Origin of the sequence: Pseudoprimorskyibacter insulae (genome assembly GCF_900302505.1) — a bacterium.
Taxonomy (GTDB): Bacteria; Pseudomonadota; Alphaproteobacteria; order Rhodobacterales; family Rhodobacteraceae; genus Pseudoprimorskyibacter; species Pseudoprimorskyibacter insulae.
The window spans coordinates 43,603-62,101 of the sequence record NZ_OMOJ01000009.1 but is presented as its reverse complement, the minus strand read 5'-3'; the positions used below and the strand labels follow the sequence as shown (position 1 = coordinate 62,101).

Sequence of the window (18,499 nt, the reverse complement as noted above, 5' to 3'; positions counted from 1 at the left end):
GATTCCGGGAAAAAATGTCGCGCGATTGTTGCCTGTCTTCCAAAAGCCATTTCAATCAGCTCATGTTCTGATCATTCTCACCGACAACCCTTGATCCGTCCTTGACCGAGATCACAGATGCGGCGTGAAAGGTCTCAGGCCACATCCCGTTCCTTGTTCAACACAGTTTGTAGCCAACGGACCAAGTCCTCCAGGGAAGGCTCGAGCTCTGTTGCTTCAGGGCCCACGAAGTCTTGAAAGGCCTCCAAGTTTAATGCGTTGACCCCAACAAGAACGGGCATATCGCGCGCAATGGCCTCTGCGATCACCGAACGGAACCCCCGACCATCGGCCTCGTGCTTTCCGAACTTGTTCACGATCAGCAGCTCCGGGGTGGCCTCAAGCCCTGTCTCGACCAGTCCAACAGCCGTTTCGAGAGTGGCAGGGTCCAGTCGGCATCCCCTCGCCCCGGCCCCGAGGTTCTGGGAAATTCGCAACACAGGCCCATCCGGGAGCACCTTGACATCCATGTCGCACGGATGCGCGCCACAATCCGTGTTGATCTGAACCGTGCCGCATGTTCGATACCCGTCAGACGCGAGGTGTTGCGCCAAAGTGAAAAGCAACTGATCGGTATCACCGCGCCCAGGGCCCATCGTATAAGCAATCTTCATGGTCTTTCTTCCTTTATCAATCACGGAAGGGCTGGAACTCGACCAGCGCACCTTCCGGCAGAACTTCAACTTCCGACGGAATCAAAATGACGCCATCTGCTGCGGGAAGCCGCGCCACGCGGCCGGAATGGGTGGTCTTGTCAAAGCGGACGATCTCACGGCCTGTGCTGTCGAAACCTGAGATTTCCGCGAGCCGCACTTCGCATCGCCCGTAGCTGTGGCGCAACTCCTGTGACAGCACCACATGACGGCGGTCGGGCGATGACGCGCTGTTCCCGGCAAGGGACTGGCAAAGCACCGTTCCGAAAAGCTGCCAGGTGACGAATGCGGAGAGCGGATTGCCTGGCAGCCCCAGCCAATGCGCCTGTCCCAAACGACCGTACGAGACCGGCTTGCCGGGTTTTATCGCAACGCCGCTGAACACCATATCCAGACCAAGATCACTCAAGGCGGGTTTGACATGATCTTCCTCACCCACCGATATCCCGCCGGTGGTGACGATCAGGTCGACCTCGTCGGCAAGCGCGCTGAGCTGCTGCCGCAGAGCTGCGCGATTGTCCCGAAACCCCAGGACATCGACCAATTCGATCTCCGGAGCAGGGATCAGAGCGCTTAGCATCGGCGTATTCACATCCCAGATGCCGCCAGAGCTCAATGTCCGGCCGGGGGAATTCACTTCATCACCGGTGACAACAAGCGCAACCCGAAGCCGACGGCGCACGCAAACGGTTGCCCGCCCTGCTGCCGCGCAGGCTGCGATATCACGCCCCGTCAGGGTGCGGCCCGCAGGGACAACCATGTCGCCCGCCGCCATGTCCTCGCCCTTGCGCCGGACATGCGCGCCTGCCAGAATCTCATGCGAAACGATAATGGTGTTTTCTGTGCGTCGGACGTTTTCCTGCATCACGACCGCATCCGCACCATCGGGCATCAGAGCGCCTGTGAAGATCTGTGCTGCCGCGCCCATCGGCAGCGGTTCCGAGCCGCGCTGCCCTGCCGGAATGCGGGTGACAACGGGAAGCCGCCACGGTCCCGGCCCGACCAGGCAGGCCGTGTTCAGCGCAAACCCGTCCATCGCGGCATTGTCAAACGGGGGTGCGGCCGCGATTGCAGCAATAGGTTCGGCCAGAGTTCGGCCACGCGCCCCGGCAAGCGCCACCTCTTCGGACTCCCGAACGTGTCCCGCGTTCCGCAAAATCTGCGCAACCGCTTCATCGATTGATATCAAATCCCCCGGATGATCAGCAGTGCCGCATCCGCACCCCTGCTCTTCGATCCTCGTGAGAACAGTCATTTTGCAGCCTCCTGTTGGAAATGCCCCGGGCCCACAGTGCTGTCGAGATCGCGCAACCGCCCGTCCTTCAGGCCATAGATGAGCCCGTGAATGCGGATGTTGGCTTTTGCGCGCCAAGCTCTCTGCATGATCGGCGTTTCCGCAACACGCCGAACCCCTTCGATGACGTTGAATTCGGCCAGCCTGTCTTGCTTTGCTTCCGCGCAATCCTCCCGCGCGAGGTCCACGGCGTAGGCGCGGGCCAGGCGGCGGATCGGCTCCAACCAATGGTCGGCCAGGCCATGCGGTAGGTCCTCCGTGGCGGCCTTCACGCCGCCGCAGCCATAATGGCCACAGACAATGATCTCGCGAACACGCAACGCATCGACGGCAAACTCAAGCGCCGAAAGCATGTTCATGTCGCTCGAGTGGATCACATTGGCCACATTGCGATGGACAAACACTTCGCCGGGATCCAGCCCGGCGACGACATTGGCAGGCACTCTGCTGTCAGAGCAGCCGATCCAGAAGAACTCGGGCGATTGCTGTTGTGCCAGCCTCGGGAAGTAACCCGGCTCCTCGGCATTGATCGTGTCAGACCACCGGGCATTCCGCTCCAGAAGATCAGCCAGCATGTTCCGCTCCTTGTTCGGTTGCCTGTCCACGGCGCTCCAACATATGCGCGCGCATCTTTTCGAGATCTGCTTTGGTCAGCCGCGCGCGGGCTAGCGGAAGGAGGATGGCATTCTCGAGGATCAGATGGCGCCGCGCATGCGTGGCGAAGTCCGACATCTTGGCGCAGTCCGTTTCGGACAACGGCTTTTTGCGATCCGCTTGGGCCACGATCAACGCGGCAATAGCCGGGGAATCGCCAATCGCATGGCGGTGATCGGCTTGCAGACGCGTGATCATCTTGTCAATTTCCTCGTCCGGATCGCATCGTTCCAGCATCAAGGGAAAGAGGTCACTCTCCTCGTCCGCAAGATGCTTTGGCAAATCGTCGATCAGGAATGTGCGCATCATTGCGATGTCTTCGTGATCGACCGGTTCTCCCTCCACCATGCTATCGATCAGGGTGCAGACTTCCCGCTCACGCAGGTGGTCTTCGGCCATGAAATCCAATGGATTCTCTAGCGTCCCAAGGCGATGTGTTGCGCTGCGTGCCGTGTTCAGACGTCTGTCTCGATCTCGCACCATCGGTCCTTCCTCCCGTTCAGACCTGCTTCAAATCCGCCCCTTCGATATCTGCGGATTGGACCAACTGGTCGACGAACCGCCGCGCTTCGCGCGCCCATGCGGCCTTTTCGAGCGCCTCCGCAATCCTGGCACGCACCGCAGCCAAGGGGAGAACTTGTCCCAAGGCCAGAGCGTCCATGCGAATGATGTGGTACCCGTGCCGTGTCAGGACCGGTTCGGATGTGACCTCCCCCTCAGCCAGAGTGCGCAGTGCGGCCTCGAATTCCGGAACTGTATCTCCCGGACCCAATTGGCCTAAAGCTCCGCCCGAGGATTTCGACCCACAGTCACTTTCGCGGGCGGCCAGGGCGGCAAATGCTTTCGGATCGTTTGACGCGATGTCCAACAGTTTTTTGGCGCGGTTCAACGCACGGTCTCGGGCTTCCGCGTCTCTTGGATCACAGGCAATGAGAATATGTGACACCTCCCAAAGTGGCGGGGACCGAAAGCGCGAGGGATCCTTGCTCCACTCGGCCTCGATTGCAGCGTCATCGGGGGCTCCGACATCGATGGCCTCTTCGAGGAGGCCCCGTATCCGGGCCTCCTCGTCGGTCTCGAAACGGCCCGGCCCCACCTCCTGCGGGTCAGCGGCAATGCCGCGTGATCGGGCTTCCTGCAGAAGCAGCGTTCGGATCGCAACTGCGTTGGCCGCTTTCCGCCAGGCAATTCCGGGCTTGCCCTTTGGGGCGTCCTGGTTCTGCGTTTCTGCGGCGACGAGCGTGTGCGGCACATGCTCGCCGTTCACGATCAGATCGGGAAACATTGCTGCATTCATGATCCCTACTCCGCCGGCGTTGCTTTGGGCGCAGCGCGCTTGGGCAGTGGTTTCTGCCGCCGCGAGCGCACCAATTGGTATCCGGGGCGCAACAGGTACCGGAACGGCGCGGCAAAACCGGACACCATGTGCACCAGCCGGGTGAACGGAAACAGTGCCGTGATGATGAGCCCGAGGAAGATGTGCAGTTTGTAGAGCCAGTGCACGTCAACCACCATGGCCCAGGCGTTCAGGTTCCATGACACGATGCTCTGCGACCAGGTCATGAAACGCACCATCTCTGCGCCATCCATGTGTTGCAGGGTCTGCGTGATGGTCAGAAGGCCGATCACCAGCTGCCACCAGATCAATACCATGATAATGATGTCAGCCCAGCTGGATGTCATCCGGATACGGCTGTCGCCCAAGCGGCGATGCAATAGCATTGTCGCACCGATCAATGCAGCGATGCCCGCAGGGCCGCCAATGAGCACGGCCATCCATTGCTTGACCCAGTACGGCACGCCAATCGCGTCCAGCACCCAGACCGGGGTAAAGAGCCCGACCAGATGCCCGAAGAAGACGGTGATGATGCCGACGTGAAACAGGATCGACCCCCAGATCAGTTGCTTGCGACGCAAAAGCTGGCTCGATGAGCTCTTCCACGTGAATTGATCCCGATCGTAGCGGGCGATCGAGCCGACCACGAGGATGGTCAACGCGGCATAGGGCATTATGCCGAAGATGATGAAATCGATATCGAAATTGGCAAACATGGTGCTTTCTCCCTATTCGGCCGCGTGGTGCGGTGCGGGATTGACGGGTGTGTCCATGCGCGAAAGCATGTCACGAACTTGCGGGCACCCCGCATTCGGGTCTGGGCCGAAAAGCACTTCGCTTTCTTCCCAAACCTCGTCGAGGGCCTCCAGATCGGAAGGATCGTCATCGGGCTGCGCCAGCATCTCGGCCACTGCGCCCTGGTCGGCCTTTGCGCCTGCCAGCTGCAAGAGGCTGGCAAACACAGCACCGTAGTTGCTTTCCCGCCGGCCAAGTCGTGCGTTCAACGCCTCAAAGATATGGGCTGCATCCGCGAGAATGTCCTGTGCTTCCGAGAAGGGACGCGTCGACAGGAATTCCAGCAGGACCGGCAGGTGATCAGGCAGTTCCGATGTATTCGGCTCGAAACCGCCCGCGCGATAGGTCTCGATCAGAGACACCATCGCCCCGCCCCGGTCCCGGCTTTCGCCGTGGACATGCTCGAAGAGGTTGAGCGACAGGGTCCGCGATCGGTCGAAGAGCAGCACGAACTGTTCTTCGAGGTCATAGATGTCGCGCCCGCCAAGCTCCTCCACCAGCGGGCGCAACGCCCGACGGGCTGCTGCTGTCAAACGCGTGTCCGAGGCCAGAACGGCGCCGATCTCGGGCATGGCATGCTGCAGCTCGCGTGTCGGGTAGCTCAGAATGAGCGAGAGTGCTTTCAAAGTCCGGTCCATATTACATCGCCTCCGTGGGCATCTTGAGGGGCCTTTTGGAACCACCGAAGAGGGAACCCTTGGTTGATCCGCCGCCGCATCCATTGGTGTCGGTAAAGCCGCAGCCGCCACGCAGGTCATAGGCTTCTTCGACCTGCTCGCGGTGCGTGGTCGGGATGACGAACCGGTCTTCGTAATCTGCAAGGGCCATGATTTTATACATGTCCTCGATTACGCGACCGCTCAGGCCGACGCGGGCCGCAATGGCCTCGTCGATCACACCCTCGATGGTCTTGGTCCGCATGTAGGACCGCATGGCCAGCATACGCTCCAGCGCGTGCACCACCGGCTCTTCGTCTCCGGCCGTCAGCATGTTGGCGAGGTATTTCACCGGAATGCGCAGGTTCTTGACGTCGGGCATGCCACCATCGGTCCCGATCGCCCCGGCTTCCGCCGCGTTCTGGATCGGACTGAGTGGCGGGATGTACCACACCATTGGCAGCGTCCGGTATTCGGGATGCAGCGGGAAGGCGACCTTCCACTCCATTGCCATCTTCCAGATCGGGCTTTCCTGCGCGGCCTTGATCCAATCCTCGGGAATGCCGTCGGCACGGGCCGTCTCAATAACCACCGGGTCTCTGGGGTCGAGGAAGACACCAAGCTGCGCATCATAGAGATCCTGTTCGTTCTCCATGTTGGCCGCATCTTCGATCTTGTCGGCATCATAGAGCATGACGCCGAGGTAGCGGATGCGCCCAACGCAGGTTTCCGAGCAGACAGTCGGATTGCCGCTTTCGATCCGCGGATAGCACAGGGTGCATTTTTCGGATTTCCCGGATTCCCAGTTGTAGTAGATCTTCTTGTAGGGACAGCCCGAGACGCACATCCGCCAGCCCCGGCACTTCTCCTGGTCAATCAGGACGATGCCGTCCTCCTCGCGCTTGTAGATCGCACCCGATGGACACGAGGACGCGCAGGCCGGGTTAAGGCAGTGTTCGCACAAGCGGGGGAGATACATCATGAAGGTGTTCTCGTATTCCCCGTAAATCTCCTTCTGGATGCCTTCGAAGTTATAGTCCTCGGACCGTTTGGAGAATTCGCCGCCCAGGATTTCTTCCCAGTTCGGACCCTTCTCAATCTTCTCGATACGCTCGCCGGTGATCTTGGAGCGGGGACGTGCCGTCGGAAACGCCTCCATCTCGGGGGCGGATTTCAGATGATCGTAGTCGAAGTCGAACGGCTCATAATAGTCGTCGATTTCCGGCATGGATGGGTTGGCGAAAATGTTGGACAGGATGCGCCACTTGCTGCCCTGCTTAGGCTGCAGTTTGCCTGCCTTGGTCCGTTCCCAGCCGCCTTTCCAGCGCTTCTGGTTTTCCCAGTCCGTCGGATAGCCGGTGCCCGGTTTCGTTTCCACGTTGTTGAACCAGGCGTATTCAACGCCATCCCGGCTCGTCCAGACGTTCTTGCAGGTGACAGAGCAGGTGTGGCACCCGATACATTTGTCGAGGTTCAGCACCATGCCGATTTGTGCGCGGATTCTCATTCTGCTGCCTCCTGTGCAGGCGCTTTCCAGCTCTTTTCGCGGTCGAGCCAGTCAACTTTCTTCATTTTGCGGATGACCACGAGCTCGTCCCGGTTCGAGCCTACGGTGCCGTAGTAGTTGAAGCCGTAGGATTGCTGGGCGTAGCCGCCGATCATATGGGTGGGTTTCAGGACCGTGCGGGTGACCGAATTGTGGATCCCTCCCCGGTGTCCGGTCTTCTCGGACCCCGGTGTGTTCACGATCTTTTCTTGAGCGTGATACATGAAGGTCGTGCCTTCCTTGATCCGTTGGGACACAACCGCTCGAGCGGTCAACGCGCCGTTGGTGTTGTAGACCTCGATCCAGTCGTTATCGACGATACCGGCGGATTTGGCGTCCACTTCGGAGATCCAGACCACCGGCCCGCCCCTGTTCAGCGTCAGCATCAACAGGTTGTCGGTATAGGTGGAGTGGATGCCCCATTTCTGGTGGGGTGTGATGAAGTTCAGCACAAGGGTGTCACCTTCGTCCTGCACCTCCTTGGTGATCGTCTTGAGGTCGATCGGAGGTCGATAGGACATGAGCCCTTCGCCGAAGGCCAACATCCACAGGTGATCCTGGTAGAGCTGTTGCCGTCCTGTCAGTGTCCGCCAGGGGATCAGTTCATGAACGTTGGTATAGCCTGCGTTGTAGCTGACCTTCTCGCTCTCGATCCCTGACCATGTCGGGCTCGAGATGATCTTGCGCGGCTGTGCGGCGATGTCGTGAAAGCGGATCTTCTGGTGATGCTCACCTTCGGCCAGATGCGCGTGTTCGCGACCTGTCGCCTTGCCTAGCGCTTCCCAGGCTTTCACGGCCACGTTGCCATTGGTTTCTGGGGCCAGCATCAGGATGACCTCGCAGGCATCGATCGCACTGTCGATCTTCGGCCGTCCGGCCGCGGCTCCGTCCAACTGCAGGCCGTTCAATGCCGCTAGGTTGTCGATTTCCTCCTCCGTGTTCCAGGTGATCCCCTTGCCGCCGTTGCCCAGCTTGTCGAGCGCGGGTCCAAGCGCCGTGAAACGATCATAGATCGCGGTGTAGTCGCGTTCGACCGCCACGTAAGCCGGCGCCGTCTTGCCAGGGATCAGGTCGCATTCGCCTTTCTTCCAGTCCTTCACCTGGTCCTGTGCAATCTCGGCAGGGGTGTCATGCAGGATCGGGAGAGCGACGATGTCGGTCTCTTTGCCCAGATAGCCCGGCACGATCTCCTGGAACTTCTTGGCGATGGCCTTGAAGATCTCCCAGTCGGATTTGCTTTCATAGGCAGGGTCCACGGCCGCCTGCAGCGGGTGGATGAAGGGGTGCATGTCCGACGTGTTCATGTCGTCCTTTTCGTACCAACTGGCCGTCGGCAGAACGATGTCGGAGTAGACCGCCGTGGTGCTCATCCGGAAGTCGATGGTCACCAGCAGGTCCAGCTTGCCGCGCGGCGCGTCTTCATGCCACTTGGCTTCCTTGGGCAATTGGCGACCGTCTTCGCCCAGGTCCTTGCCCATAACGCCGTGGTCGGTGCCGAGCAGGTGCTTGAGGAAGTATTCATGGCCCTTGCCGGAGGAGCCCAGCAGGTTGGAGCGCCAGACAAACAGGTTGCGTGGCCAGTTGGCGGGGTTGTCCGGGTCCTCGCAGGACATTTCCAGATCGCCCGACTTGAGGTTCTCGGCCACATAAGCCGGGATTTCCTTGCCCGCTTCCTTCGCGGCCTTTGCGACCTCCAGCGGGTTTGTCTTGAGCTGTGGTGCCGAGGGCAACCAGCCCATGCGTTCCGCACGGATGTTGTAATCGATCAGGCTGATGTCCCAATCCCCCTCGGGGGCGGTCGGTGACAATATCTCCGAGGCCTCAAGCGTCTCGTAGCGCCACTGGTCGGTATGGGCATACCACGCGCTGGTCGAGTTCATGTGGCGTGGCGGACGGTTCCAGTCGAGCGCAAAGGCCAGAGGTTGCCAGCCAGTCTGCGGGCGCAGTTTTTCCTGCCCCACGTAATGCGCCCAACCACCACCGGACTGGCCGACGCAGCCGCACATCACCAGCATGTTGATGACACCGCGATAGTTCATGTCCATGTGGAACCAGTGGTTCATCGCGGCCCCGATGATGATCATCGACTTGCCTTGTGTCTTCTCGGCGTTGTCCGCGAATTCCCGAGCGACATGGATGATCTTGTCGGCCGGAACCCCGGTGATCTTTTCCGCCCAGGCAGGGGTGCCGGGCATGTCATCGGCATAGTCCGAGGTGACCCAGTCCCCGCCCAGTCCACGATCCAGACCGTAGTTGGCGCAGAACAGATCGAAAACCGTGGCCACGGAAATCTCGCCATCCGCCGTCTTGATCTTCTTGACGGGGATGTTGCGGGTCAGCACGCTGGGGTGATCGGCGTCGGTCGCAAACTGACCGTACGCCTCCCCGCCAAAGTAGGGGAAATCGACGCCGACCACATCGTCATGGTCTTCGTCCAGAACGAAGGACATCTTCAGGCTGGTGTCCGCCTCATGTGCCTTTTCTTCGAGGTTCCACTCCCCGTCTTCGCCCCAGCGATAGCCGACCGACCCATTGGGGGCGACAAGCCCTTTGGATTGCTCGTCATAGGCGACGGTCTTCCATTCGGGGTTGTTCTCTTCTCCGAGCTTGCCGTCCAGATCGTCGGCCCGCAGGAAGCGGCCCGGGACGAGCTTCCCGTCACGTTCGTCCAGTTTCACCAGCATCGGGAAGTCGGAGTACTTGCGGGTATAGTCCTCGAAATACGCGGCCTGGCGGTCGAGGTGGAACTCGCGCAGGATCACGTGCCCAAAGGCCATGGCCAAGGCTGCATCGGTGCCCTGCTTGGCATTCAGCCAGACATCGCCGAACTTGGCGGCCTCGGAATAGTCGGGGCAGATCACGGCGGACTTGGTGCCCTTGTAGCGCGCCTCGGTGTAGAAATGCGCGTCCGGTGTCCGCGTCTGCGGCACGTTCGAGCCCCAGAGCAGCAGGTAGCCCGCATTGTACCAGTCGGCACTTTCCGGCACGTCCGTCTGCTCGCCCCATGTCATCGGAGAGGCCGGCGGCAGGTCGCAATACCAATCGTAGAAGGACATGCAGACGCCGCCCATCAGGCTCAGGTAGCGCGAGCCGGCGGCGTAGCTGACCATTGACATCGCGGGGATCGGGGAGAAGCCAAACACGCGGTCGGGGCCATAGGTCTTGGCGGTGTAGGCATTGGCAGCCGCCGTGATCTCGGTCGCTTCGTCCCATGTGGCGCGCACGAACCCGCCCTTGCCGCGGGTCTCCACGTAGGAGGCCCGCAGGATCGGATCGGCCTGCAGCTTGGTCCAGGCCTCAATCGGGCTCATGGTTTCGCGCATCTTGCGCCAGACCTTCATCAGCCGTCCGCGGACCAGCGGGTTCTTCACCCGGTTCGCGCTGTAGAGATACCAGCTGTAGCTTGCGCCTCGGGCACAGCCGCGCGGTTCATGGTTGGGGAGGTCGGCCCGCGTGCGCGGATAGTCGGTCTGTTGCGTCTCCCAGGTGACGATGCCGGATTTCACGTAGATCTTCCAGCTGCACGACCCGGTGCAGTTTACCCCATGTGTGGAGCGCACGACCTTATCGTGACGCCAGCGGTTGCGGTATGTGTCTTCCCAGTCGCGGTTCTCGCGGGTGACTTTGCCAAAGCCATCGGAAAACTGTTCAAGGTCCCTGGACTGGAGGAAGTTCAATCTGTCGAGCAGGTGGCTCATCTGGCGTCCTTTCTTATTCAGCAGGTTGCGCAGCGGCACCTGTGCCGCGACCGCGTTCAATGTCATAGAGAAGCCCGCCGGGCCGGGTGTAGTAGACCCAGGTCACGACCAGGCAGATCACGTAGAAGCCGAGGAAGGCCCAGAGCGCGCCATTCGGGGCTCCGGTCATGGCAATCGACGTGCCGTAGAGTTTGGGGATGAAGAAGGCCCCGTAAGCCGCGATCGCCGAGGTAAAGGCGATGATGGCAGCGCTTTCGCGTTCGGCCTGCCTACGGCTTGCCACCGCATCGAGTTCCGGCATCAGGCGCGGGATCTCGCGTCCCATGATCGCGGGGATCATCTGGAAGGTGGAGGCGTTGCCCACGCCGGTCAGGAAGAACAGAGCCATGAAGCAGGCAAAGAAGCCCATGAAGCTGCCGCCCTGCCCGTCCGACGGCAGGAAGGAGATCACCCCGAAGACCGCGACGATCATGCCGGCGAAGGTCCAGAAGGTGACCCGCCCGCCGCCGAAACGGTCGCTGATCCAGCCCGTGCCCGCGCGGCTCAGCGCTCCAACGAGGGGTCCAAGGAACACGTATTGCAATGCATTCACTTCCGGGAACATCAACCGTGTCAGCAGCGGAAACCCGGCCGAGTAGCCGATGAAGCTGCCGAAGGTGCCGGTGTAGAGCACACACATGACCCAGTTGTGGAAGCGGCTGAAGATAATCGCCTGATCGCGGAAGCTGGCCTTGGCGTCGGCAATGTCGTTCATGCCAAGCCAGGCTGCCGCCGTGGCGACGAGGATGAAGGGCACCCAGACAAAGCCTGCGTTCTGCATCCAGAGCTGGCTGCCGTCATCCAAAGTGACTGGCGATCCGCCCATGGCACCGAATACACCGGCGGTGATCACGATCGGCACGAGGAATTGCATGACCGAGACACCGAGGTTGCCGAGACCCGCATTCAGTGCCAGCGCATTCCCCTTCTCCGCTTTCGGGAAGAAATAGGCGATGTTGGCCATGGAGGAGGCAAAGTTGCCGCCACCGAGGCCACACAGAAGTGCCAGGGCGAGGAAGATCAGATAGGGCGTTTCGGGGTTCTGAACGGCATAGCCGATCCCGATGGCCGGTAGCAGCAGCGATGCCGTTGACAGAGTTGTCCAAAGCCTGCCGCCGAAGATCGGCACCATGAAACTGTAGAAGATGCGCAAAGTCGCGCCCGACAGGCCGGGCAGGGCAGCCAGCCAGAACAACTGGGACGAGGTGAAGTCGAACCCGATGGCGGGCAAGCGGGCCACAACCATCGACCAGACCATCCAGACCGAGAAGGCCAGGAGCAGCGCCGGGATCGAGATCCACAGATTGCGGCGGGCGACGGCGCGCCCTTTCTGCTGCCAGAAGTCGGCGTTCTCGGGCTGCCACTCGGTCAGCGTCCGGGGCATGGCCGTTTTCTCGGGTGAGTGGATCTCCTGCATCTCGGGCAGCTCGGGGAGCGCATCGAGTGCGGGACCATGCGCCGCCCGCTCCATCGCGCGCACCGACAGGTGCATCCAGCCGAGTGCAATCGCGACCAGCACAAACAGAAGCGCGAAACAGCTTGTGTAGATCCCCGTCAATTCAAGCAGGGCACCAAAGCCGATCGGCAGGACAAATCCCCCGAGGCCGCCGATCATGCCCACAAGTCCGCCGACCGCGCCGACATGGTGCGGATAGTACACGGGGATGTGCTTGAACACGGCCGCCTTACCGAGGCTCATGAAGAAGCCGAGGACAAAGAGTGTGATGATGAACGGCCAGAGCGCCATCTCGGTGGAGAAGGTGATGGTGCCGTCCTTGCCCTGGATCACGTAATCCGTCGGCGGATAGGACAGCATGAAGAGCAGCACGAGGCTGAACCCGAAGGTCCAGTACATGACCGCGCGGGCGCCGAACTTGTCGGAGAGATGCCCGCCATAGGCGCGGAAGAGCGAGGCTGAGAGGGAGAACGCCGCAGCCGCCATCCCGGCCGCCCTGACATCAAGCCCGTAGACATCAATCAGGTAGTGCGGCATCCAGAGCGCCAGCGCCACGAAGGCGCCGAAGACGAAGAAGTAATAAAGCGAGAAGCGCCAGACCTGGAGGTTCCGGAGCGGCGCGAACTGCTGGGTGAGGCTCGGCGCCTTGACGCCGGATTTACGCCGCGCCACCAGTTCCGGATCGTCCTTGGCGAACAGAAAGAAGATGACGGCCATGACCGCCAGCCCGATCGCCCAGACATGCGCGACGCCCTGCCAGCCGTAAGCCACCATGACGAAGGGGGCGACGAACTTGGTGACCGCGGCTCCCACGTTGCCCGCCCCGAAAATGCCGAGTGCCGTCCCCTGATGGCCCGCATCGTAGAACCGAGACACGTAGGCCACGCCGATGATGAAGGAGCCGCCAGCCAAACCGATACCAAGCGCCGCGACCAGATACATGATGTAGGTTGACGCGAATGTCAGCGCCCATGTGGCCAGCGCCGTCAGCAGCATCTGTGCGGTGAATACCAGACGTCCACCGTATTTCTCGGTCCAGACCCCCAGGAACAGTCGCGAGATCGAGCCAGTCAGGATCGGTGTTGCCACCAACAGGCCGAACTGAGCCTCGTTGAGACCGAGCTCGGCCTTGATGCCGACCCCGATGATCGAAAAAATGGTCCAGACGGCAAAACAGGCTGTGAAGGCGATCGTGCTGAGCGCGAGGGCTCTGTTCTGGTCTGATCTTGGGACGGTTCCGGCACTGTCCATGGCATGTCCTCCTGGCATCTGTACGGCAAGAATGCCCTTTGCGGGCTTGCGGACAGGTGTGGCGGAGGTCGCGTGAACGGTGCTTGATCTGGATCAAGAAAACAGAAAAATACAGCAAAATAAATATGTTATGCAGATTTATCAAGTCGGTGCACGCGGCGATCAAGTTCGGGTCCGGCAAAGGTCATACTGTTGATTGACATTTATCAATTATTGACGAAACATATGTCAAAAAGGGATCGGGAGCCGCGAAGTCTGCAATGCCTGAGTCGTATGAAGAAGACATTCGCGCGCTCGAGCTGTTCGCGGAGATGGAAGAGGCAAATTTTGATGCCCTGATGCGGGGCGCCTATGTGCAGAATTTCCCGCCACGCATCGATCTGATCCATGAAGAAGACCGGCCTGATTTCCTACATGTCGTTCTGACCGGATCCGTCGATCTTTATTCGTCCTGGAACGGCCGCGAGAGTTCGATGGCCACGGTGCGGCCGATCTCGACCTTCATCCTTGCGGCAACCATCAACGACCTTCCCTATCTGATGTCCGCCCGCACATTGGAAAGAAGCCGTATCGTGTTAGTTCCTTCCACGGACGTGCGGCAAATCTTTTCCAAGGACCCCGCCTTCGCACGGGCGATCGTGACTGAATTGGCGCAGTGCTATCGGTCGGTCGTCAAGAACACCAAGGATCTGAAACTGCGCACGTCGCTGGAGCGGCTGGCCAACTACATCCTGCGTCAGCAAACGCTTTCCGGGTCGACCGAGTTCGACCTGACAATGGAGAAAAGGCGTCTGGCTTCCTTTCTCGGCATGACACCGGAAAACCTGAGCCGCGCCTTCAAAGGCCTTGAGCCCTATGGCGTAAAGGTCTCCTCGAACCATATCTCAATCGTCGATCCCGATGACCTTGCCCGGTTCGCAAAGCCCAATCCCCTGATCGATGATCATACAACGTGAGGAGCGTCCAATGACAAAATCCATGCCCGGTGCGGCCGGTGACCTTGCAGAGCAACACCCCGAAATCTGGAGCGCCTATTCCAGCCTCGGCGCAGCCTGCGCAGAGGCGGGTCCGTTGACCGATCGCGAGAAACGGTTGGTGAAACTGGCGCTTGCGATCGGGGCGGCCTCCGAAGGGGCCGTCCACTCGCACAGCCGCCGGGCGAAGACCGAGGGCGTCGAGAATGCGGCGCTCACGCAAGTGGCGCTACTGGCGATCGGCACGCTGGGCCTGCCGCGGGCCGTGGCGGCCAAAACCTGGATCGAGGACGTTCTCGGCGCGTAAAGTGACTTAGCGCGGTCTCAGCCCGTCAAACAGCTGTGCGTTCGGACAGAAGGACGGTGGCGGAGCACCGTGCTCGGCCTTTGCCAACCAAGCCTTGCAGGCCTCGTCATTCCGACAGTTCAGACATCTGATGACGGCTGACTGAAGCTCCGAGTCCCCACACAGCCCGCGTTCAAGGGCCGTCATCGCTCCGGTGATATCAAGCATATCTCCCATCTGGCCCAACCGCGCCTCGCGGACCGCGTAAAAGCTGCCAAGTGCCTCACGAATGGTCATGCGCCCGGTTCCTTTGTGTAGCCGTCTGCCTTCAAACGCAGGATCGTGTCCCGGTTCGGACAGAACGCGGGCGGCGGCACGCCATCCTCCGCTGTCGCAAGCCAGCTTGCGCAGGTGTCGCCGCTCTTGCATTCGTAGCAGTTGATAATGGTGTCGCGAATTTTGTCTTCCACGTCCTTCGGCATACGCCGTTTCGGGAGCGTGACACCCGTGACGTTGAGCATTTTCCGCCTGAGCGCCATGCGTTCTTCGAAGGCACCAATCGTTGTCTCGCACAAGCTTGTTGTCATGGCAGACACACCTCCCCTGTGTTGCACATGCTCACCTTATGCGTAGAATCACTGAATACCTTGATCTGGCGCAATTCGGCTCAAAATGAGACGCGCGGCGTCACCGGTTATCCGGGCACCACAAAAGCGCTCGCTACCCGGATATGTATCGCTCCAGTTGGTCGATCACGAAGCGCTGGTCGCTGATCTTGCTTTTTACCAGATCGCCGATCGAGACAATGCCAATGACCCGGTTCTCACGGATGACCGGCAAATGACGTATCTTCTTTTCCGTCATCAAAGCCAGACCCTGATCGGTTGACTGGCCGGGATCGGCGCAGACAACCGGGGTTGTCATGATGTCCCTGACTTTGGTTTTGGGAGAGGATTTGCCCTTCAGAAAAACCCTTCGTGCGTAATGCCGCTCGGTAATAATCCCGACCAGCATCTCACCATCCAGAACAACAAGCGCCCCGATGTCATGATCGGCCATCGCCTGGATGGCATCAAGAACGGTGGCATCAGGCGTCACACTGAAGACCTCCGTGCCCTTCTCGTCCAGGATTTGCCGAAGCGTTTTCATCGGAAGCGGTTCCATGCATCAACTGCTGCAAGATACTGTAGCCGATCTCGGTGCGCGCGCCTTGATCGGAATCAATCATGGGTTTTCTCAGCCCAGCGGGCTGACACCAAACAACCATGGATGCACCCAGATCAAGCCGACATAAAACGCGACGCCAGCGATCCCGCGGACGATCGCCGCGCCCCAGGAGGTCGGTCTGGCAGTCCCAAGGCTGGATGTCACCTCGGCATGCAGACGGTGCCACGCCACCCCCATGTCACGCTGCCGCCGCCGGTCGACAAGACGCCCGCCGATCGCGGCGAAGATCGCGAAAAATCCGAACAAGAGCACATGCGCCAGATCGCCGTTGGGCACGATATGCGCCAACGCCCAAAGCGACAATGCCAGAAGTATCGGGTGCCGCGTCATCCGAACTATTCCAGCGTGCGTCGGATCAAAGCGGTCGTTATGCGCGCCGCCGAAGGAAAACGGGTTCGGCCGCCCGATGGCGAGCGCCAGGATCACGCAGACGAGCAGCATCGCAGCAAGTGGAACATGCGCCTGCCACGGCGTCCAGTTCCACAGCAGCACGACAGGCGCGCGCCCGGCGGCTCCGATCAGCCACACCAGCGCGGCCAGCGACAAAACAGAATAGGCAATCGTGAACCCGCGTTGGCCCAACCGGGCCTGCAACCACGGCCGTACGGGAGCGCGCAAGGGGAGCGAATGGGTGACCATGAAGCCCACCCAAGCCAATGCAAATTCCAACCAGCCCACTTCCCTAGTCTCCGGGTCGCTTGTCCGGCGGTAATCGCAGCAGCAGAGGCCCATAAATCATGACGAACCCACCGAAGCCCGTGATCCAGCCAAGGCCCGCGATCAGGTGCAGCCAGTCCGCCTCGGACGGCCAGACCCCCGCACCCACCCGAGCCAGAACCGCCACAATCAAAGCAAGATAGACACCAACCGTTCCGATCCCGGCCGTCAGCGGCTGGCCCGTATGCCCCAGCGTGGCACGGGTCATCACGGCCAGCGTCATCAGCCCGATCGCCCCGGCCATCCAAATATGCTGTGCCGCTGCCGCCCCGAAGAGGTCCGGCCGGAGAGTTTCCGCGGCGATGGCGAGTGCCCCCAGCGGCACAAAGGCATAGGCGACGTGCAGAACGGCAACCAGCGGCTCGGGTCCCGTGCGATACCCGGCCCACCGCGCCAGACGGAGGGCATGCGCAATCCCCGCCAGAAGAAGCGCGAAGCCCGCGACCCAGTGGACCGGCAAGACGACCCAGATCAAAAGCGCCGCTAGAAGCAGCAGCAGGGCGCCCTTGTCGAGTTTCTGCATCGGCGGTGTCGGCAATTGTCCGTCACCACGTTTGACGAGCCAGTTGCGCGTGAAAGACGGCACAATCCGCCCGCCAATCACGGCGATCATCATCACGCCAGCGACAAGCCCCAGGCGCAGGCCATAGCCTTGCGCGGCATAGGAGCCAGTCGCGGCCTCCCAATGAAACAGCGCATTGGCAAGCGTGAACGCGGCCAGCATGCCGAGAACGATAAGGTTCTTCCAATTCTTGCCCGCGACAATCTCGCGCGCGATCACAAACCCAAGGGCGACCGGCATCGCGAGGTCGACGACGGCGACCACGAGAGGCGGCAGCAGCAGCGACAGCCCTACGGCAACGCGCCCTGCCACCCAAAGCGCAGCCAGCCCGCCCAACGACCAGCCAACAATCGGCAGACGACCGGTCCAGTTCGGCACCGCCGTCAGCAGAAACCCCGCAACGACGGCCGAGAGATACCCGAACAGGAATTCATGCGCATGCCATGACACCGGATCGAAGGCCGTCGGCACTGTCAGAGCACCAGACAGCATTGGCACCCAAAGCGCCATGATCAGTACGGCCCAGACCCCAGCCCCGAGGAAAAAGGGGCGAAAGCCGAATGTAAGCAGTGCCGGGCCACGCCAGGCGCGCATTTGCTCAGCTGTGCTGCTCATGGTGTTTGTCTCAAAACTTGCGCGCCCTCTTGGGTCAGGATGACGTCCAAGGGAATATCGTGAGGCTGTGGGAAAATCGTTATCAGGCAGGCGGAGTGAAACCCGATACCGATGGTAAAAGGCCGCGGACGCAGCGCGGCCAGCGTTCTGTCGAAATAGCCACCCCCATAGCCAAGTCGGAAGCCTGCGCTGTCCCAGCCCACCAATGGTGCCAGCGTTATGTCGGGTGTCAGTGCGTCTGCCTCGGGCGGCGGGACGGGAATGTTCCAATCCCCCCGCACCATGATTGTGTCGGGGGTCCAGCGGCGAAAGACAAGCGGCGCCGCTTTGTGTTCGACCAATGGCAAAGCAATTGTGACACGTGCCGCGTGCAGATCGGCCATCAGCGGTCGCAGATCGGGCTCTCCCTTGATTGGCCAATACGCCGAGATCACCTTGCCCTGCGCGCCGTCAAAGCGCGTTAACAGCAGCTCTCGCAGATGCCTGGAGACCGCCGCTCCCACGGCTGCACGGTCGCTGACGCTGAGCGCTTGGCGTTCGGCGCGCAGTCGCGCACGTTCCGACGTTCGCCATCGCGCCACGTCCCGCGCCTGTTCGGGATCCACCGCCATCGGATCAAAATAGTCTGGCGCGATCTCGCCCGCGAGGCACGGCGGCGAGGCGAAACGGCTTCCAGTGTCTGTGATCCCCATTTCGCGAGC

18 protein-coding genes are annotated in these 18,499 nt (G+C 60.9%); 2 read left to right on the top strand and 16 right to left on the bottom strand.

What is annotated here, in order from left to right; genetic code table 11:
- Window positions 1-134 precede the first annotated feature (134 nt).
- From PRI8871_RS16020 to PRI8871_RS15975, 10 genes are all read right to left on the bottom strand, one after another.
- Window positions 135-653, bottom strand: a complete 519-nt coding sequence (locus PRI8871_RS16020) for a DUF2478 domain-containing protein (protein WP_093994229.1) — start codon at window positions 651-653, stop codon at window positions 135-137.
- A 16-nt stretch (window positions 654-669) separates the two neighbouring features.
- Window positions 670-1,947, bottom strand: coding sequence for a molybdopterin molybdotransferase MoeA (locus tag PRI8871_RS16015; RefSeq protein WP_093994230.1), 1,278 nt, complete (start codon window positions 1,945-1,947; stop codon window positions 670-672).
- Window positions 1,944-2,561, bottom strand: coding sequence for a carbonic anhydrase (locus tag PRI8871_RS16010; RefSeq protein WP_108887230.1), 618 nt, complete (start codon window positions 2,559-2,561; stop codon window positions 1,944-1,946). Before PRI8871_RS16010 ends, PRI8871_RS16015 begins: the two co-directional genes overlap by 4 nt.
- Window positions 2,551-3,039 (bottom strand): hemerythrin domain-containing protein, encoded by a 489-nt coding sequence (locus PRI8871_RS16005; protein WP_181389496.1) that lies wholly within the window; start codon window positions 3,037-3,039, stop codon window positions 2,551-2,553. The genes PRI8871_RS16010 and PRI8871_RS16005 overlap by 11 nt, the downstream gene beginning before the upstream one ends.
- 100 nt (window positions 3,040-3,139) lie before the next feature.
- Window positions 3,140-3,937, bottom strand: coding sequence for a peptidylprolyl isomerase (locus PRI8871_RS16000; RefSeq protein ID WP_072779867.1), 798 nt, complete (start codon window positions 3,935-3,937; stop codon window positions 3,140-3,142).
- Window positions 3,938-3,942: 5 nt separating this feature from the next.
- Window positions 3,943-4,692, bottom strand: a complete 750-nt coding sequence (narI, locus tag PRI8871_RS15995) for a respiratory nitrate reductase subunit gamma (RefSeq protein ID WP_072779868.1) — start codon at window positions 4,690-4,692, stop codon at window positions 3,943-3,945.
- Between the two features lie 12 nt (window positions 4,693-4,704).
- Window positions 4,705-5,409: a nitrate reductase molybdenum cofactor assembly chaperone gene (gene narJ, locus PRI8871_RS15990; RefSeq protein WP_072779869.1), complete on the bottom strand. Its 705-nt coding sequence runs from the start codon at window positions 5,407-5,409 to the stop codon at window positions 4,705-4,707.
- 1 nt (window position 5,410) lies between these two features.
- A complete protein-coding gene (gene narH, locus PRI8871_RS15985; protein ID WP_093994234.1) occupies window positions 5,411-6,934 on the bottom strand; it encodes a nitrate reductase subunit beta in 1,524 nt (507 codons plus the stop codon).
- Entirely contained in the window at window positions 6,931-10,671 is a 3,741-nt protein-coding gene (locus PRI8871_RS15980) for a nitrate reductase subunit alpha (RefSeq protein WP_093994257.1), read from the bottom strand. The genes narH and PRI8871_RS15980 overlap by 4 nt, the downstream gene beginning before the upstream one ends.
- A 13-nt stretch (window positions 10,672-10,684) precedes the next feature.
- Complete coding sequence (locus tag PRI8871_RS15975) at window positions 10,685-13,417, bottom strand: nitrate/nitrite transporter (RefSeq protein ID WP_093994235.1); 2,733 nt, start codon at window positions 13,415-13,417, stop codon at window positions 10,685-10,687.
- Between the two features lie 260 nt (window positions 13,418-13,677).
- On the opposite strand from PRI8871_RS15975, the gene PRI8871_RS15970 reads away from it, so the two are divergent.
- Both PRI8871_RS15970 and PRI8871_RS15965 read left to right on the top strand, forming a co-directional pair.
- Window positions 13,678-14,373 carry a cyclic nucleotide-binding domain-containing protein gene (locus PRI8871_RS15970; protein WP_093994236.1) on the top strand — a complete coding sequence of 232 codons (696 nt, stop codon included), beginning with the start codon at window positions 13,678-13,680 and terminating at the stop codon, window positions 14,371-14,373.
- Between the two features lie 10 nt (window positions 14,374-14,383).
- The gene (locus PRI8871_RS15965) at window positions 14,384-14,698 is read left to right on the top strand and encodes a carboxymuconolactone decarboxylase family protein (protein WP_093994237.1); all 315 of its coding nucleotides are present in this window, start codon (window positions 14,384-14,386) and stop codon (window positions 14,696-14,698) included.
- Window positions 14,699-14,704: 6 nt separating this feature from the next.
- Here the strand turns inward: PRI8871_RS15965 and PRI8871_RS15960 are convergent, their stop codons facing one another.
- The 6 genes from PRI8871_RS15960 to PRI8871_RS15935 form a co-directional block, all read right to left on the bottom strand.
- Entirely contained in the window at window positions 14,705-14,974 is a 270-nt protein-coding gene (locus PRI8871_RS15960; protein ID WP_211096246.1) for a DUF6455 family protein, read from the bottom strand.
- The gene (locus tag PRI8871_RS15955) at window positions 14,971-15,264 is read right to left on the bottom strand and encodes a DUF6455 family protein (RefSeq protein WP_108887228.1); all 294 of its coding nucleotides are present in this window, start codon (window positions 15,262-15,264) and stop codon (window positions 14,971-14,973) included. The genes PRI8871_RS15960 and PRI8871_RS15955 overlap by 4 nt, the downstream gene beginning before the upstream one ends.
- A 133-nt stretch (window positions 15,265-15,397) precedes the next feature.
- Window positions 15,398-15,841, bottom strand: a complete 444-nt coding sequence (locus PRI8871_RS15950; RefSeq protein WP_211096247.1) for a CBS domain-containing protein — start codon at window positions 15,839-15,841, stop codon at window positions 15,398-15,400.
- Between the two features lie 72 nt (window positions 15,842-15,913).
- The gene (locus tag PRI8871_RS15945) at window positions 15,914-16,582 is read right to left on the bottom strand and encodes an NnrU family protein (protein WP_245820677.1); all 669 of its coding nucleotides are present in this window, start codon (window positions 16,580-16,582) and stop codon (window positions 15,914-15,916) included.
- Window positions 16,583-16,586: 4 nt separating this feature from the next.
- Window positions 16,587-17,798 (bottom strand): NnrS family protein, encoded by a 1,212-nt coding sequence (locus tag PRI8871_RS15940; RefSeq protein ID WP_108887227.1) that lies wholly within the window; start codon window positions 17,796-17,798, stop codon window positions 16,587-16,589.
- Entirely contained in the window at window positions 17,795-18,490 is a 696-nt protein-coding gene (locus tag PRI8871_RS15935; protein ID WP_093994241.1) for a 5-formyltetrahydrofolate cyclo-ligase, read from the bottom strand. The genes PRI8871_RS15940 and PRI8871_RS15935 overlap by 4 nt, the downstream gene beginning before the upstream one ends.
- Between the last annotated feature and the right edge of the window lie 9 nt (window positions 18,491-18,499).